Below are 17,321 nucleotides of genomic sequence, written 5' to 3' on the forward strand. Positions count from 1 at the left end.
TAAAATATATAAGCATTATGCCTAAAAGAAATATTAAAAAAATATATAAAAAACATCCTCAACCTATGGAGTATTTTAGAGAGTACTCTAAATATGTTTTCCATTTATTAGCAAATCTGGATTACAACACCATTGAAAAAATTACCAAAATTATTTTAGAAAAAAATAAACAAGAGAGAACACTATTTTTAATTGGTAATGGCGGGAGTGCCGCTACCGCTTCTCACCTTGCTACTGATATTTCACACGGGATTTTATTAAAAGGTAAACCTTTAATTAAAGCAGTTAGCCTTGTTGACAGCATCCCTTTAATAACTGCTATTTGTAATGATAAAGGATACGAGAAAATATTTACTACTCAAATTAAAAATTTATTCCGAAAGGGAGATGTATTAATAGCGATTTCTGCCAGTGGAAACTCTCTCAATATTATAAAATCCGTAAGGCTTGCTAAAAAAATGGGTGGAATAACTATTGGTCTGGTGGGATTTGATGGGGGGAGATTAGCAAAAATCTGTGATTATGTTGTTCATGTCCGAACCGAAAAAGGCCAGTATGGTCCAGTAGAAGATATACATAGTTTTCTGGGCCATATGATTACTTCCTATTTGGGTTTAGCTTTAAACAAAAAGAAAAAGAGGATTTTATGAAAATTTATTTTAATACCAAAGCTTTTGATTGTCTTGAAGAAAAAAAGAAATTAGATTTAACCGAGGATGTTTCCCAAGCTGATATTCTTGTTTTGGGAGCTAAGCCAGTTGATTTCTCAAAAGCATCAAACGTAAAAGCTGTTTATCGTTTTGGAGTTGGCCGTGAAAATATCCCCGATGAATTGCTAAAAAAGGGTATTCCTCAGGTTTTTTTTCCGAGCGAGAAAGCAAAAGAAATCCTGTATGAATCGACAGCTAATTTCACTGTTTTTCTAATATTCCAAATGTATTATTGTCCAGTAACCGGAGACATTGACCAATGGGTTAAAAAAACCAGGAATTTTTTCAGAAAAAAGAATCTTTTAATAATAGGTTTAGGAAATATAGGACAAAGAATAGCAAAAAAAATGGAATTATTTATGAGTGTTAAAACCTACGATATTAAAGAGAATAAATCAGAAGCATTAAAACCTTTAATTGAATCAGCAGATATTATTACTTTGCATATTCCTTTGTCAAAAGAAAATGAAAATTTTATAGATGCTGAGAAACTTTCTTGGATGAAAAACGATGCTATTTTAATAAATACTTCAAGAGGAATTATTGTAGATGAAGAAGCGCTTTACCAGAAGATGCAAAATTCCAACCTTAGAGCAGGTTTTGATGTTTTTTGGCAAGAACCCTATAATGGAAAACTTAAAGTTTTTGGTCAATCAAAATTTTTTATGACCCCTCACAGCGCCAGTCAAACCATTGAGTTTGTCAAAGAGGGGTTTAGAGATATATTAGAAATTATTAAAAAGTATGAATAAAAAAATAAATTTCAGAAATAAAACAGCTTTAATAACCGGAGCAACCCAGGGAATTGGTGAATGTATCGCTAATTCTTTATGGGAGTTGGGATGCAATATTATTGCAACAGGTTTAGAAATTAATCCACCCAAAAGAATAACCAAAAAAACAAGATTTAATTATCACCAGTTAGATTTCTTGGATCCCGAAAGTTTGAATAAATTTTTAGATTATATAAAAGGTTTTAATAATATTGATATATTAATTAATAATGCCGGAATTTGTATTAATCAGCCCATAGACGAAATAGCGGAAGAAAACTGGTACAAAGTTCTTCAAGTAAATTTAACTGGTCCCATGATTCTAATAAAAACAGCGGCAAAAATTATGAAAAAGAAAAAAAATGGTAAGATACTTAACATTAGTTCAATTTTTGGGGTGGTATCAAAAGAAACGCGGAATGCTTATTCTGCCAGCAAATCAGGTTTAATAGGGTTAACCAGGGCAACGAGTTTAGATTTAGCAAAATACAATATTTTAGTAAATGCCTTGTGTCCAGGATTTACTTTAACAAAACTTACTAAATCCGTATTAGGTAAAGCCGGAATAGCTAAAATGAGAAAAACCATTCCTTTGCAGCAACTTGCTAAAGTTGATGATATAGCCAACGTTGCTTTATTTCTTTGCTCGGATTTAAATACCTATATCACCGGGCAAACAATAATTGCCGACGGAGGTTTCACAGTACAATGATAATAAAATCTAAGATAAAAAATTATACAATGGAACTTACAGACAAGGTATTGGAGCAGAAAGATTTATTAAAAACAGATAATATTCATCAAAAATATTTATATTTAATTGATGATAGTGTTTATAAGATTTACCAAAAGCAACTTGAGCCTTTTATTGGTAAAAATAATTTAGTTATTATACCGGCTACTGAAGATTCTAAATCTTTTCATTCGCTAGCTAAAATTTACCGAGCGTTAATTAATAATGAATTTAGAAAAAAAGATACCTTAGTAACATTTGGGGGAGGGGTGCTTCAAGATATTAGCGGATTTATTGCTTCAACGATTTATCGAGGCGTGAAATGGGTATTTTTTCCAACTACCCTTTTAGCTCAGGCAGATAGTTGTATTGGTTCAAAGACCTCAATAAATTTCGATGAAAGTAAAAATTTAATCGGAACTTTTTATCCCCCGGATAAAATATATATAGATATTAATTTTCTCAGCACCTTAAAAGATGATTATTTTTATAGTGGGGTAGGTGAAATTATTAAATTTCACCTTATGGCTGATAATAAAAGATATCAATTATTGAGAAAATTTTTGGCTACTTCCGACCTCAAAAAATCAAATATCTTAAAAAAGATAATAAAATCTACTTTGTTTATAAAAAAATCGTACTTTGAAGGAGATGAACTTGATTTGGGTAGAAGAAACTTGTTAAATTATGGCCACTGTTTCGGACATGCCTTAGAATCAGCAAGTAATTTTGCTGTTTCTCATGGACAAGCCGTAATTGTGGGAATGGGATTTGCCAATCTTTTGTCTTTAAAAAGAGGCCTAATGACAAAAGAAAAATATGATGAATTTGAAGAAATTTTAGAGAAATATTATCCTCGCTTTGATATCTCAAAAATTAGTATAGGAGATATTATATATCATTTAAAACGTGATAAAAAAAGAGTTGGCAAGGATTTAACCATGATTCTCTCTCAAGATATTGGCAAACAATTTAAATTTAACGACATAAAAGAAAAAGAAATTATAGAAACCTTTAATGATTTTGTAAAAAATTATGACTGAGAAATATAAAGTCACTGCCTTATTACCAATGAAGGGTCATAGTGAACGTATACCTGAAAAAAATATAAAACTCTTAGGGGGGAAACCGCTTTTTTTTCATGTATTGGAGAGCTTAGAATCAACTAAATTTGTTTATGAAATTATAGTAAATACAGATAGTCAAAAGATAATTTCTCTTATAAAAAAGAATTTCCCAAGAGTGGTTATAATAAAAAGACCTCAACATTTATTGGGCGATAAGGTTCCGATGACACCACTAATAGAACATGACATAAAATTTGCTAAAACAAAACATTTTTTACAAACCCATGCTGTTACCCCACTTTTAAAAGCAAGTACCTTTGATAAGGCAATCAAAACTTATTTTGAGGGACTGAACAAGGGGGCTGATTCTGTAATAGGAGTTACCAGATACCAGACAAGATTTTATAACCATAACAAACATCCTATTAATCACGACCCAAATATAATGGTTCCATCACAAGATATGCCTCCCTTATACGAAGATAACTCTTGCTTTTACATAAATTCAATTGAAAATTTTTTAAAACGCAAAGACCGAGTAGGTAAAAATCCAATTTTCGTTGAGATATCTAAATTAGAAAATGTAGAGATTGATGAAGAAGAGGATTTTGTTCTGGCTGAGGCTCTCTTTAATTTTTTAAAAAATAAAAGTAAATATTATGGGAAATAATAATGAAGTATATGTTGGGGGCTGGTTAACTCGGCCAAATAACGCAATTACAGAAGTTATGGCTAAAAGCGGGTATTTTGACTGGCTTGCTATAGATATAGAACACAACCCTATTTCAATTAACCAGGTAGAAGATATGATACGAATAATACAGCTTTCCAATGTAGAAGCTTTTGTTCGTTTATCAGAAAATAATCCTACCTTAATTAAACGAGTTCTGGATGCCGGGGCTGACGGTATTATAGTCCCCATGGTAAACTCAGCCGATGATGTTAAAAAAGCAAAGGATGCATGTTTTTATCCATCTCGAGGTAAACGAGGTGTGGGATTATCCCGTGCCCAGAATTATAACCCATCTGGTTTACAAAAATATATAAAGGATAAAGAACCAAAAACAAAAATCATAATACAAATTGAACATATTGATGCAGTAAAGCAAATTAATGAAATATTTTCTGTTAAAGGTGTCTTTGGTTACTTTATAGGACCATATGATTTATCCGCCTCTTTAGGTAAACCCGGAGATTTTAAATGCAAAGAAGTTATTGAAGCACTTAAAATTGTAAAGCAAGCAGGAATCAAATACCAGATTCGAGCAGGCTATCATGTTATTGAACCTGACCCTCAAGAAGTACTAAATAAGAAAAAAGAAGGTTATAAAATTATAGCTGTATCAACAGATATGTTATTCTTTTTAAGGGGTTTAGAATTGGCATTTAAAAACAATTAAATACAATATGATATTTGATACCATAAATAATCTAAGTAAATATAAATCAATACCCAACCTTGACCTTATTGTTGATTTTATTAAAGACAAAAATCTTTTAGATTTATCAGAAAGTGAAATTGAAATAAAAGGAAGAAATCTTTTTGTTAAAGCGCTTCGTTATTTCCCAAAACTTGCAGAAGAAAGAAACTTTGAAACCCATAAAATATACACCGATGTTCAAATTATAGTCAAAGGTGTGGAAAAAATACAAATTACAAATAAAGAGAATTTAAAAGAAGAGATTGAAGATAAAAAAGACCGAGAAGATTTTCAGCTTTTTACTGCCTCTGGTGATATCTCAGAGATTATTGCTAAAGAAAGTAATTTTGTTGTCTTTTTCCCGGGCGAACCCCATAAACCCAGCTGCGTTTACCAAAAATTAGACAAACCGATTATGAAATTAATCTTTAAAACAACTCCTTAAAAATATAATAAAAAAATAAGATATGAATTTTATTCCAAAAACGATAAAAAAAATTATCCCTGATCCATTTAAGGTTTTCTATATCCAAATGTGTGATTATTTGAGAAGAACCAACTTAGGGAAAAGGCTTCCCTTTAAGTTAGTATTAATTGAAACCACAACTTATTGTAATCTAAAATGTAAAGGTTGCTACCGTACTACGCATGATTATCCTAGTAAAAATAAACAGATGTCATTAGATGATTTTAAAATATATATAAATCAGTTGCCACGCGCTGATAATTTAACACTGCATGGTATGGGAGAACCAACAATTAATCCTGCTTTACCCGAAATGGTTGAATATGCACGTAAGAGTGGTAAATTTAAGCGAATTACGTTTACAACAAATGCTTTGGTTCATAATCCTATTATCTATGATGAATTATTTCAAAGAGGATTAAGCGATTTTAGTATATCTGTAGACTCGTTGGATCCCCAAGAAGTTGCTAAATTAAGACCATCTACTGATGTGGAGCTTCTAATCAAGAATATTAAATATTTAGTTGATAAATATTCAGATAAGATTAAGTTTGGTATTCTCATAAGTAAAGGAAATATCAATACTTTTCATCAGACAATTAAAAAATTAACTGATATTGGCGCTAAGTTGATAACCTGCGGACTTTTTAGCGACTTTGGTTATCCGGTGTTGTGTCTATCTTCTAAGGAGAAGAAAGAATTTTTAGAACGGAAAAAACAGATTAAAATTAAAGGTGTCAAGATAATATCAACGGGATGGTTCAAACCTGTTACACAGCCATGTCGTATGGTTAACCAAGCTGTTCTTGTAGAGGTTGATGGAAATTTAGCTCCTTGCTGTTATAAAATAGATAGAGGCATATCTTTTGGAAACTTGAAGAAAACCCCGTTTAAAAAAGATATTTTCCTAAAGAAAAATAACGATTTGCAACGTAATATAACGAAAGGAAAATATCCATCTTTTTGTAAGAGTTGTTTGGGAAATCACATTGAATTTAAACTAAAAAAAGAAAAACAATGAAAGATTATCCCTTGGTTTTTATCGTTATGAGAAATCGTAATGCATTCTCATTAACATCACAATGTCTTCGGTCGTTAAGACAATTAACATATCCCAACTATCATATTCTTGTTGTGGATGATGGTTCAATAGATAATTCCCCAAAAATGTTAAAAAAAACATTTCCATATGTAACGCTTATTAAAAATGGAAAATATTTGGGGTATTGCAAGGGATTAAATCTGGGAATACGCGAAGCTTTAAAAAATAATGCCGAATATGTATTTATTGTCAATAATGATACGAAAGATTTTTCTGTGAATTATTTGGAAGAAGTAGTAAAAACTTTTAATAAAGATAATAAAGTAGGTTTAGTAGGGTCTAAAGTTTTTAATTTTGATGGCAAAAGAATTTGGGGAGGAGAAAATCATAGAAAGTTTGGAGTAGATATGAATACACCAACAAGTGGTTTTGTTGTTAAAAAAGAGGTTTTTAAAAAAATTGGTTTATTGGACGAAGTTCTGTTTAGGTTTTTTGAGGACTTAGATTTTATTATTCGGCTCAGAAAAGCCGACTATAAAACGGCTTTCGTTCCTACGGTTAGCTTCGCCCACTTGGTGGGCGGGACGACCACAAGGCTTGGTTTTGTTTATAATTATTACCGCATTAGAAATATCTTTTGGTTTCTAAAAAAACATAGCGCTGATTCATCCTTAAAGTGCAAAATAAGGAGTATTCGGCAACTGATGCAAACACACATATATATCGTTCTCCGTTGCTGTAAGCATGGAAAAATGAAGGATTTGATAAAAGTGGTGGCATTTGTATTTTGCGGATTAATTATTGGTATATTTTTGCCATATAGAAAGAAAACAAAAAAATAAATAATGAAAACAATAAATATGAAATCAATTATATTTTGCGATCTAGATGGTTGTTTAAACTTCTATCCTAAAACTTTTTTAGAATGGGTAAATAAACACACTGGAATTTATAAAAAAGATGTTAATAGTTTAAAGTCTATTCTTACAAAAGAGAAATATGAAAAGTTAAAATATAATTACAGAACTTGTGGAGTAAAACGCAACCTTCCGGTAAGAAAAGGTGCGATAAATACACTTAAAGAAATAAAAAAATCAGATAAAAAAATATGGATAGTAACTACCAGGCCTACCTTTGAACCGGTAAAGAGAGATACACAATATTGGCTTAAAAAAAATAAAATAATATACGACAAATTAATTTTTCAGGAGGGGGAAAAGAAAAAAGAATTTATAAGAAGATTACGAAAAAGAATTTGTTTTATTATTGAAGATGATCTTAATATCGCTATTTATTTCGCAGGGAAACTAAAAATTCCTGTGTTTCTTTTTGATAATAAGCAACTTGGTAGTAAGCAAGACAGTAAAAAAAATCATCCCCTGATAATCTATATTAAATCATGGAATGATATAAAAACTCTTTTTTCTAATTATATTTAACATCGAAATGTATAAACTTTTATATTTGGTAAGAGCAGAAGCTGATTTTGAGCGAGTGGTTGCTTTGGCTATCGCTGGAAAAGATAAATTTAAACAAACTTTTATTTTTACAGGCAGTTTGCCCCCTTTTTTTGTTAATGAAATCCAAAATCAGTTTCAAAAACATCTTTTCAAAAAACATGGCTTTAAAATAAAAGATTTATGCGATTACGATATAATTGGGATTATCCTAAAAAAATTTTCCTATAAAGAAAAATTTTCTATTGCTGATGAGATTTTTAAATCAAGAAAAAAATTATTTAAATTTTTAGTACCATTGGCATTTTTATATTTGCTTAGACAATATAAAGAACTTAGAAAAAGAAAAATAACAAAAAAAATATTAAAAGAAGTAAATCCAGATGCTTTATTAACAGATGCTTCTCAGCCTATGCCAGATTATGTTCCCGAAGTATTTAGAAAAGCGGCTTTTGAAATGGGAATACCATCTTGTATCTTTCCCCATGGAGCGGCGGGGGGCTTACATCAAGCATTTTCAGAGCCCAAATGTCATAATTATAAAAATTATTATGTTTTTGTTTGCAGCGACTTAGACATAAAAACCATCTCGGCTGATAGAATCATTCTTGGCGATATGTCTTCCAGTTTTCCCTACGTAAATTACCTTCATAGTATTAATAGTCATACCCTATCTTTCTTAAATGATAGAAAATTTAAAATTGCTTTCCTCCAGTCAGGCGTTATAGGTTATTATACGTCAACAAATGCTTGGTTAGAGATGGAAAAAATAATTATTAATTTGTCTAACAATCCCGATGTGGCAATGATTATTAAAAAACATCCCAGAAAAAGCGACACAATTACTGATTTCAGAATGTTCTCTACCTTTAATAATGTTAAAATCGTCGGCTCGGAGTGTGATAGATCAAGAGTGGTAAAATGGGCAGATATTATTGTTTGCAGTGACCACTGTTCAACCATATTTGAACCTATGATTCTCGGTAAGAAAGTGGTGGCTATTGAGGGTACGCATATCCCAAAGTATAAAGACAAACATAGCCCCTTGAAAAATTCAAGCGTAAAATATATCTCTTCAGCCGAAGAATTTGATTTTAATTCTATACCCAACGCAAATCCAGAAGACCCGGTTACAAATCGAATCTGCTGGGGAAATCACGGTAAAGTTGATTTGGCTAGATTATTCTTAGAAAAAGTAGAAGAGATTATTATGAATAGAAGATAAAGACTATTTTCAATGAGAGAAATAAAATATCAAAAAATTGATTTTCTTATTGTCGGCGCTTCGTATCAAGGAAGAAAGAATTTTTATTATAATTTAGCGCAGGAATTTCACAAAAAAGGTTATCAAAGCTGTGTATTAACAGGCTGTTACGAAGAATATAGGCAATTGAAAAATCAACAAATTTATTGTTTATATTTAAACAATTTGATTAGGATACTAAATAAAATCAAAAATATTGAAGAAAAGGCAAGCCAAATAGAGAAAAAATATAACATTCCGAGTTTAAACAATTTTATTTTTACTGAAAAATGCTATTGCGGTGAGAAAGATAATTATCTTATAAAAAAGGCCATCATATGTTTTGAGGTATTGGAAAAATTACTAATGAATCTACAGCCAAAATGTGTGATTCAAAATCAAGGAGGAGAAATTCATAGACGAGTACTGCATATGATTGCCCGAAAAAGAGGAATTCCAGTTATTTATTTTGGAGAAAGTTTTTTCCCTGATAAAATGTTACTACATTCAGATGAGATGAATACTTTAACTGAATATAAAAATATTCCATGGGATGAAGTAACTGATAACCAAAAGAGAGAAATTGAAAAACATATAGAAGATTTTGTCAGTCAGAAAAGTATTTTCCGATACTTTTTTTTCAAAAAAAGAACATTGATTGAATTTTTTAGGATATTTTTAGGTTATGTCAAAAATCGTGAATTCAGAAATTTAAGAATTGCTCTTCGAACAAAATTTAAATGGTATATTATTGATAATTTTAACAAACTTTTTTCAGTTTTTCTTTATCAGGATTACTTAAAGGATGAAAAATTTATTTATTTCCCTTTACATGTTCCAGATGATTCACAAATTACCATCAGAAATCCTCAATTTTACGATCAAGCGTCACTTGCTTTATATATAGCGAAAATGATACCTTTTGGATATAAACTTTATGTTAAAGAACATCCAGGTAGTCTTATTTCGGTTAGAGATAAAAGAAGGTTAAATAAAGAAAACAGTATTGTTCTTTTGAATCCAAGAATCAATTCTCATTTGGTTATAGAGAAATCAAAAGCTATTGTTATTATTAATTCTACAGTTGGATTTGAAGCTCTTCATTATTCAAAACCAGTAATTGTTTTGGGAAATTGGAATCTAAAAGGCAAAGGAATAACTATAGATGTTGATAATATTTTTAATTTAGATAAAGCGATCAAATTTGCATTAGAAACAAGAGTAAATCCAGAAAAGATTAAAGCCTTTTTGTTTTCATTAAAAGAATCAATGTATGAGGGGAGTATTTTGAAAAAAAATATAGATTATCCCTTAGTGGTTCAATCATTGATCAAAAAGTTTAATAAATCTAAAAATAAATACTTTGAAGAATAAAATGCAACTAAATATGCCATTTCAACAACCACCTAAAATTTGTCCAATTTGCCAAGAAGGAAAACTATTTAAATTTGTTAAAGATTACCGGAGTAAATCTGGTAAGTTTTCCCTATTTGAGTGTGAATTATGTAAAATTCAATTTTGGACGCCATTTAAAAATCCGGGAGTCGACTGGTACGAGAAACAAGATGGTTTCACTGCTAGGGGCATTTTGAGGTATAAAATTTATAGAGATTATCATAAGAAATTTCTGAAATTATATAAAAATCTTCCACCAAATATAAAAGTTTTAGACCTTGGTTGCGGCATAAGTGAATTTATCGCTGAACTTCAGAAGAGAGGTTGTGAGGTGTGGGGAGTAGATTTTGATAAAAATTTCATCGAGATAGCCAAAAAAAACTTTAATTTGAAAAATGTCTATGCGATGTCTTTTGATGATTTCTTTCAAAAGCAAGATATTCCTCAATTTGATATCATTACTTTTTTTGAGGTCATTGAACACTTAGATAATCCTTTAAAATTTATTCAAAATGCCAAGAAGATACTGAAACCAGGCGGCAAAATTATTTTGAGTACTCCGGAAAGAGAAAGACTACTGGTCAACTCAGCTCATTTGGATTTCCCTCCCCATCATTTAACCAGGTGGAATCGAGAAGCCATTTCAAATTTATTTAAAAAAATTAATTTTAGAATGTCTTATGTTGAGCATATAGACCAGTTCGGTTATCTAATGTCGGTAATTAATGAAAAATTTAGAACAGGATTAGTAAATAAAACCGCTGAGTTATCAAAAGGTAATAACAAAAAGTCGGTGATGGTAAAATTAGTCCACCTTGGTGGTAGTCTAAAAGACTATCTTATTGGTGGAATCCCAGCTATTTTTTTATGGTTTTTTAGTAAATTGACAAAACACGAAAATGGAACTATATTAATTGAATTTAAAAAATGAAGAAAATGAAAGATAAAAAAATCCTTTTTTTGGTTCAAACCTTGGCTAAAGGAGGAGGTGAAAGAGTAGTTTCCGAATTAACTTTAAATTTTCCTGAGAATATCCAGAGAATTATTGTTTTATTTGAAGAGAAAGTTTCTTATCCTTATAAGGGCAAGTTAGTTTCTTTAAATATTCCGTTTTCTAAGAAGTTTTTTCCTAAGGTTTATTATCTTTTTTCAGGTTTTTTCCGTTTTAAAAGAATAATTAAAAAAGAAAAACCAAGTTATATAATAAGCTTTGGGAATGCCCCTAATATTTTTAATGCTCTGATTGGCAGAAAAGCAATAATTAGAGGCGATAATTTTTTATCGGAAGGTTATAAGACTTTTTGGGGGAGAGTGTATAAAATTTTAGTAAGATTGTTATTTAATAGATCTGCAAAAATTATTGCTGTTTCCAAAGGGATAAAAAATGACTTTATAAGAAATTTTGGGGTTCAAGAAGAAAAAATAAAAGTAATCCACAATCCAATTGATGTAGATAATATCCGGAAGCTTTCAAAAGAACTCTTAAAACCAGAGCATCAGAAGATTTTCAATCATCCAGTTTTAATTAATATAGGAAGATTGGGGGAGCAAAAAGGTCAGTGGCATTTAATTAAAGCGTTTAAAGAGATTAAAAGAGAAATAGGGGATTTGAAGCTTGTGATTTTAGGAGAAGGTAAATTAAAATCTTATTTTAAAAAATTGATTCAACAGTTAGGTTTGGAAAATGATGTTTATATTTTAGGTTGGCAGAAAAACCCATTTAAATTTTTATCAAAGTCGAACCTTTTTATTCTATCTTCTCATTGGGAGGGATTGCCGACCGTAATTTTAGAGGCGATGACTTGTGGGCTTCCAGTGATATCTACAGACTGCAAGTCGGGACCGAGAGAAATTTTAGCGCCGGATACTAATATAGAAAGCCAGACAGAGGATATTGAACGGGCCGAATACGGCATTCTAATTCCGACAAAAAACGAGGAAATATTAAGTAAAGCAATAATTGAAATGTTAAATGATAAAAACTTAGCAAACAATCTGGCATTAAAATCGCAAAAAAGAGTAAAAGATTTTAATATTGATAAAATTATCAAAAAATGGGAATTTTTAACGAAATAAAAAATAAATTATGATAGAACTAATTAAGAATTTAGCTAAAAAAAGCAAGACGACATTAAAAGCTTACAAAATATTTAAATTTATAAGAGAAATTCCTTTTAAGGATTATTTGAATTTTAAAAAGCTCGTCTTAATTGAGAAAGTTTATCCTTATACAATGGTTGACTATTCTAGATTAGCTAATGTTTATTTCCTTGCCGAATTAGTTGAAAAATCAAAAGTGAAAGGAGCATTTGTTGAATGTGGAGTATGGAAAGGTGGTTGTGCCGCGATTATGGGGTTTGTTGTTGATAGGGCAAAATCTAACCGGAAGGTTTGGTTATTTGATTCTTTTCAGGGGATGCCAGAGCCATCCAAAAAAGATGGAGTCGATAAAGATGGAGTTCCAGCTAAGGAGTACACCTCAAACAGAGATTCTGGGAGATTGGTGCCGACAAACCTGTGTTCTTGCTCCCTGGATGACGTAGAAAAGATATTTTTTTCTATATTAAAAATAGATAGAAAAAATGTAGTAGTTAGAAAGGGGTGGTTTCAAGAGACCTTACCGGAGGCCAAAAAAGAGATTGGTCCTATTGCCATTCTTCGGTTAGACAGTGATTGGTATGAGTCTACTAAGTGTTGTCTGGAGAATTTGTACGATAATGTAATTCCTGGGGGCTATATTATTATAGACGATTATGGTTTTTGGGAAGGATGCAAAAAAGCGGTGGACGAATTTCTAGGAGAAAGAGATCTGGAAGTAAATTTAATTAGTATTAACGAGATGGGAATTTATTTTCAAAAACCTTAATTTTGCTTAAAATATGAGGAAAAAAATATATTGGGTTCAGGTTTCTTCAAAAAAATATGGAGGAAGTCTTTATGGAGAAGAAGTAAGAAAGGTTCTTTCCGAAGAGTTTGATATAGAAGTTGAAAACTTAGAAGCAAGATATCTTAAATGGAGATATTTAAAACCCTTTGAGTGGCTTTTAAATTTTATAAAGTTAAAAGGCAAGAAAGATTTGTGGATAATATCTTCTTTTTCAGATTTAGCCCTTGCTTCGTCTCTAAGCAGAATTAAGGGCAAGAAGTTGGCTATAATTCACCATATTGATAATTCTGTATTTTCTTTGATTTTAAAACCCTTCTTTTTTTTAATTGAAACTTTTTTTTATTACAGTTTAAAAAAAACAGATACAATTGTAACAGTTTCTGAATATTGGAAAAAGCACTTTTTAGATAGAGGATATTCTAATGTTTATAAAATATATAATCCTTTTAATTTAGCTGATTTTAATGTCAGCTACCAAGAAGCTTTGGAGTTTAAAAAAAGATTTAATCTTGAGGGAAAACCAATAGTTTATATCGGAAACTGCCAAAAGGAAAAGGGAGCAATAGAGGTTTTTAAAGCATTAAAAGATTTAGATGTTTATCTGATTACTTCGGGAGAAAGGAGGGTTAAAATACCAACAGTGAATTTAAATATAGAATATAAAGATTATCTTCGGCTTCTTAAGGCATCTTCTATAGTAATAACAATGTCTAAATTTAAGGAAGGTTGGTGCAGAACTGCTCACGAAGCAATGTTGTGTAAAACGCCGGTAATAGGATCGGGATTAGGCGGAATGAAGGAATTGTTAGAAGGGGGCAAGCAGATAATTTGTAAAAACCGTCAAAATTTAGGAGAAAAAGTGAGGTATTTATTAAACCATCCCGAGATAAGAAAAAAAATGGGGAAAGATGGCTACAATTTCGCTAAAGAATTTAATTTAGAAAAATTTGAACAAGAATGGATGGAATTAATTAAAAAAATATTATGACGAAAAGAAACTTACTTGAACTTTTACCTTTAATTCTTTTAGTTTTGGCTATTGGTTTAAGCCCTAGTTTTCCGGCTGGGACATTTGGAGGAGATAAAACTATTGAGCTGAGAGTGGAAGATTTTTTGATGGTGATTTTAGGGGTAATTTGGATAGCCAGTTTTTTAATTTCAAGAAAAGAAAAAGTAAAAAAACCTCCTTTATTATTTCCTATTTTAATTTGGGTTGGCATAGGGTTTTTTAGCACCGTTCTTAGTATTCTCTTGGGAAAGCTTAATTTCTCCAATGGCTTTTTTTATTTCTTTAAAGGAATTCAGTATTTCTTTTTATATTTTTATTTTTTTTATCATTTAAAGAAAATAAAAGTTGCAGAATCTTTGATAAAGATTTTGATGTTTCTGGGGGGAGCTAATGTCTTATACATTCTTTATCAGAATCTTACAAATAAAGTAACGGGAGATCTTTACTATTTTTTTTCACATCTTAATCCGCCGGGAGATAATTATGGGGCGTCGGCTCTTTGTGAAGCGGGGGTTCTTCCCAGGGGAATGTTTTTTCTTTTGCTTTTTATCTTTTTTCTTAATATTTTTCTTTATTACTTTTCAAAATTAAAAATTTCAAAATTGAAGAAGGTATTTTTGTTTTTTGGAGTTATAGCTCCCGGCTATGGTGTTTTTTCTTCCGGCTCTAGGACATCTTTTTTGGGTCTTCTTTTGGCTACTTTTTTAAGCCTCCTCTTCTTATTATTTTTTAAAAAAAGAAACTGCAAGCAGTTTTTGCTAATTGTCCTAATTCTTCTTTTTTTTGCTGGAATTTTTCTAGTTATTCCTAATCCTTTTTCAGGTTCGGATAGAATAATAAGAATGTTTTCTTCCACGGGGATTGTTTTAAGTGAGATTAGAAGATCAAGAATAGATTCAGCAATTGCTCCGACTTTTAAAAAGATAATGGAAGAGAAAAACTTATTATTGCCATTTTTTGGGTTTGGGAAAGGGTATATTAGAGAGGGCCACAATCAATATTTGCTTTATTTTACTTGGGTGGGGATTACAGGTCTTTTTGTGTTTTTTTGGCTAATTTTTAATATTTTAAGAAAAAGCTTCAAAGCATTTTTAAAGAGCGGAGAAGGTTTTTTAGTAGGGATGTCGTCAGGGCTTTTTGTTGCTACAATATCTATGCTTTTTTGCGGGCTAGCCTCAGATCCTTTTATGGTAGTAAAGTCTGCGGAAGTTTATTGGATGTTTGCCGGCATTACTATGGCTGTTCTTAGTATTAACAGAGAAAAATACAATGAGTAACATCTTAGTCTCCGTTATTATTCCTTGCCGAAATGAAGAAAAATTCATAAGCAAATGTTTGGATTCTATAATTGCCCAGGATTTCCCAAAAGATAAACAGGAGGTTTTAATTATTGATGGAATGTCAGAAGATAAAACTAAAGAGATTATTGAAAATTATTCTAAACGTTTCCCTTATGTTAAACTTTTAAATAACCCAACTAAATTTACCCCTGCTGGTTTAAATATTGGGGTTAAAAAATCAAAGGGAGAAGTTATTATCAGAATGGATGCTCATGCTATTTATTCTAGAGATTATATTTCAAAATGCCTAAAATATTTAGAAAAGTATAGGGTAGATAATGTTGGTGGAATAATAAAAACCATTCCAAAAGAAAATAAAATTATAGCCAAAGCTATCGCTTTTTCCTTATCTCATCCATTTGGGGCCGGTGCGTCGTATTTTAGAATTGGGTCAGAAAAGCCGAGATTGGTAGATACAGTTTTTGGGGGATGTTATAGAAAAAAAGTTTTTGACAAAATAGGATTTTTTAATGAGAACTTAGTGAGATCTCAAGATATGGAGTTTAATTTGCGTCTAAAAAGAACAGGGGGTAAAATTCTTTTGGCCCCAGACATTAAAAGTTACTATTATCCAAAAGCTACACTTTGGAGTTTCTTTGTCCATAATTTAAAGGACGGAGTTTGGTCGGTTTATCTTTTAAGGTTTGTAAAAATGCCTTTGAGTTTAAGGCACTATATCCCTTTAGTTTTTGTTTTAAGTTTAGTGGTAACAGGATTGCTTGGGATCTTCCTTTCTATTTTCTTTTGGATTTTTCTAGGTATAACTTGTTTATATATCATAACTGCTGTTTATTTTTCTATTAAAAGTGCTATAGTGAAGAGAGAAATTAGCTATTTTTTTGCTTTGCCGTTAGTTTTTACTACTCGGCATATTGGATATGGTTTAGGTTCAATTTTAGGATTTATTAAATTATTCAAAAAATAGATGGAACCGAGAAAACAAAAAGAAATTGAATATTATGACAAAAAAACAAAAGAGCAGTTAAGGAATTTTCAGGAAGAAAACCAAATGCTTGATTTTGAAAGATTTAGCCCTTTTATGTTAGAAAGCTATAAGTTTTTGCAAGGGCTTTCAAGGGACAAATGTAAAAATAAAAAAATTTTAGACTATGGCTGCGGGAATGGAATTCATTCTATTTGGCTGGTTGAATATGGGGCTGAAGTTGTTGGGATTGACCTTTCTAAATATTCGCTTCAAATTGCCAAAGAAAGAGCGAAGAAAGAGGGAATAGATAATAAAACCGAATTTTTAATGATGGACTGTGAAAATTTAGACTTTTCAGACAATTCATTTGATATAATTTTTGACGGCGGCACTCTTTCTTCTTTGGATTTTAAAAAAGCTCTTCCAGAAATATCAAGGGTTTTGAGACCGGGAGGGTTTTTAATTGGGATTGAAACCTTAGGGCATAATCCTTTAACTAATTTAAAGAGAAGAATTAATAAAATCACTGATAAACGGACAGAATGGGCTGCTGCCCATATTTTTCAAACTCAAGATTTAAGACAAGCTGAAAAATATTTTAATAGAATAGAAACACATTTTTTCCATTTTGTTTCCTGGCTTGCCTTTCCATTTTTAAATTTGCCCGGAGGTAAAATTTTACTAAAATTACTTGAGAAAATAGACCACTTTTTACTGTTTCTTTTTCCATTTTTGCGAAGATACTCCTTTAAAATAGTTTTTATTTTTTCCGAACCAAGAAAATAAACCAAGACCAAAATAACTAACAGAGGCCCGACCTCTGTTTTTACTTGAAATTAAACTAAAAAAGAGG

Annotated in this window: 19 protein-coding genes; all 19 read left to right on the plus strand. The window is 30.8% G+C overall.

Annotated features, from left to right (window positions below; genetic code table 11):
* Positions 1-65: 65 nt before the first annotated feature.
* Genes KJA13_00640 through KJA13_00730 form a run of 19 tightly spaced genes read left to right on the plus strand, consistent with a single transcriptional unit; the run spans position 66 to position 17,254 of the window.
* Positions 66-650: an SIS domain-containing protein gene (locus KJA13_00640; GenBank protein MBZ9577534.1), complete on the plus strand. Its 585-nt coding sequence runs from the start codon at positions 66-68 to the stop codon at positions 648-650.
* Positions 647-1,462 (plus strand): hydroxyacid dehydrogenase, encoded by an 816-nt coding sequence (locus KJA13_00645; protein MBZ9577535.1) that lies wholly within the window; start codon positions 647-649, stop codon positions 1,460-1,462. Before KJA13_00640 ends, KJA13_00645 begins: the two co-directional genes overlap by 4 nt.
* Positions 1,455-2,195 carry an SDR family oxidoreductase gene (locus KJA13_00650; protein MBZ9577536.1) on the plus strand — a complete coding sequence of 247 codons (741 nt, stop codon included), beginning with the start codon at positions 1,455-1,457 and terminating at the stop codon, positions 2,193-2,195. Before KJA13_00645 ends, KJA13_00650 begins: the two co-directional genes overlap by 8 nt.
* The gene (locus KJA13_00655) at positions 2,192-3,259 is read left to right on the plus strand and encodes an iron-containing alcohol dehydrogenase (GenBank protein ID MBZ9577537.1); all 1,068 of its coding nucleotides are present in this window, start codon (positions 2,192-2,194) and stop codon (positions 3,257-3,259) included. The genes KJA13_00650 and KJA13_00655 overlap by 4 nt, the downstream gene beginning before the upstream one ends.
* On the plus strand, positions 3,252-3,953 hold the full coding sequence (locus KJA13_00660) for an acylneuraminate cytidylyltransferase family protein (GenBank protein ID MBZ9577538.1): 702 nt from the start codon (positions 3,252-3,254) through the stop codon (positions 3,951-3,953). The genes KJA13_00655 and KJA13_00660 overlap by 8 nt, the downstream gene beginning before the upstream one ends.
* Positions 3,943-4,683 carry a 2,4-dihydroxyhept-2-ene-1,7-dioic acid aldolase gene (locus KJA13_00665; protein MBZ9577539.1) on the plus strand — a complete coding sequence of 247 codons (741 nt, stop codon included), beginning with the start codon at positions 3,943-3,945 and terminating at the stop codon, positions 4,681-4,683. Before KJA13_00660 ends, KJA13_00665 begins: the two co-directional genes overlap by 11 nt.
* Before the next feature lie 7 nt (positions 4,684-4,690).
* Positions 4,691-5,149: a YhcH/YjgK/YiaL family protein gene (locus KJA13_00670; GenBank protein MBZ9577540.1), complete on the plus strand. Its 459-nt coding sequence runs from the start codon at positions 4,691-4,693 to the stop codon at positions 5,147-5,149.
* A 22-nt stretch (positions 5,150-5,171) separates the two neighbouring features.
* Positions 5,172-6,191 (plus strand): radical SAM protein, encoded by a 1,020-nt coding sequence (locus tag KJA13_00675; protein MBZ9577541.1) that lies wholly within the window; start codon positions 5,172-5,174, stop codon positions 6,189-6,191.
* Positions 6,188-7,054 (plus strand): glycosyltransferase family 2 protein, encoded by an 867-nt coding sequence (locus KJA13_00680; GenBank protein MBZ9577542.1) that lies wholly within the window; start codon positions 6,188-6,190, stop codon positions 7,052-7,054. The genes KJA13_00675 and KJA13_00680 overlap by 4 nt, the downstream gene beginning before the upstream one ends.
* A 3-nt stretch (positions 7,055-7,057) precedes the next feature.
* Positions 7,058-7,651, plus strand: coding sequence for a hypothetical protein (locus tag KJA13_00685; protein ID MBZ9577543.1), 594 nt, complete (start codon positions 7,058-7,060; stop codon positions 7,649-7,651).
* Between the two features lie 7 nt (positions 7,652-7,658).
* Positions 7,659-8,894: a hypothetical protein gene (locus KJA13_00690; GenBank protein ID MBZ9577544.1), complete on the plus strand. Its 1,236-nt coding sequence runs from the start codon at positions 7,659-7,661 to the stop codon at positions 8,892-8,894.
* A 12-nt stretch (positions 8,895-8,906) separates the two neighbouring features.
* A complete protein-coding gene (locus KJA13_00695) occupies positions 8,907-10,286 on the plus strand; it encodes a hypothetical protein (protein ID MBZ9577545.1) in 1,380 nt (459 codons plus the stop codon).
* Position 10,287: 1 nt separating this feature from the next.
* The gene (locus KJA13_00700) at positions 10,288-11,238 is read left to right on the plus strand and encodes a class I SAM-dependent methyltransferase (protein MBZ9577546.1); all 951 of its coding nucleotides are present in this window, start codon (positions 10,288-10,290) and stop codon (positions 11,236-11,238) included.
* Between the two features lie 5 nt (positions 11,239-11,243).
* Positions 11,244-12,383: a glycosyltransferase gene (locus KJA13_00705; protein ID MBZ9577547.1), complete on the plus strand. Its 1,140-nt coding sequence runs from the start codon at positions 11,244-11,246 to the stop codon at positions 12,381-12,383.
* 10 nt (positions 12,384-12,393) lie between these two features.
* The gene (locus KJA13_00710; protein ID MBZ9577548.1) at positions 12,394-13,173 is read left to right on the plus strand and encodes a class I SAM-dependent methyltransferase; all 780 of its coding nucleotides are present in this window, start codon (positions 12,394-12,396) and stop codon (positions 13,171-13,173) included.
* A 13-nt stretch (positions 13,174-13,186) separates the two neighbouring features.
* Positions 13,187-14,182, plus strand: a complete 996-nt coding sequence (locus KJA13_00715; protein ID MBZ9577549.1) for a glycosyltransferase family 4 protein — start codon at positions 13,187-13,189, stop codon at positions 14,180-14,182.
* On the plus strand, positions 14,179-15,480 hold the full coding sequence (locus KJA13_00720; protein MBZ9577550.1) for a hypothetical protein: 1,302 nt from the start codon (positions 14,179-14,181) through the stop codon (positions 15,478-15,480). Before KJA13_00715 ends, KJA13_00720 begins: the two co-directional genes overlap by 4 nt.
* A complete protein-coding gene (locus tag KJA13_00725; GenBank protein MBZ9577551.1) occupies positions 15,473-16,468 on the plus strand; it encodes a glycosyltransferase family 2 protein in 996 nt (331 codons plus the stop codon). The genes KJA13_00720 and KJA13_00725 overlap by 8 nt, the downstream gene beginning before the upstream one ends.
* Positions 16,469-17,254 carry a class I SAM-dependent methyltransferase gene (locus tag KJA13_00730; protein ID MBZ9577552.1) on the plus strand — a complete coding sequence of 262 codons (786 nt, stop codon included), beginning with the start codon at positions 16,469-16,471 and terminating at the stop codon, positions 17,252-17,254. It begins immediately after the preceding gene.
* Positions 17,255-17,321: the final 67 nt, after the last annotated feature.

Source organism: Patescibacteria group bacterium (genome assembly GCA_020148045.1).
GTDB lineage: Bacteria > Patescibacteriota > Minisyncoccia > Minisyncoccales > GWA2-38-27 > JAHCRG01.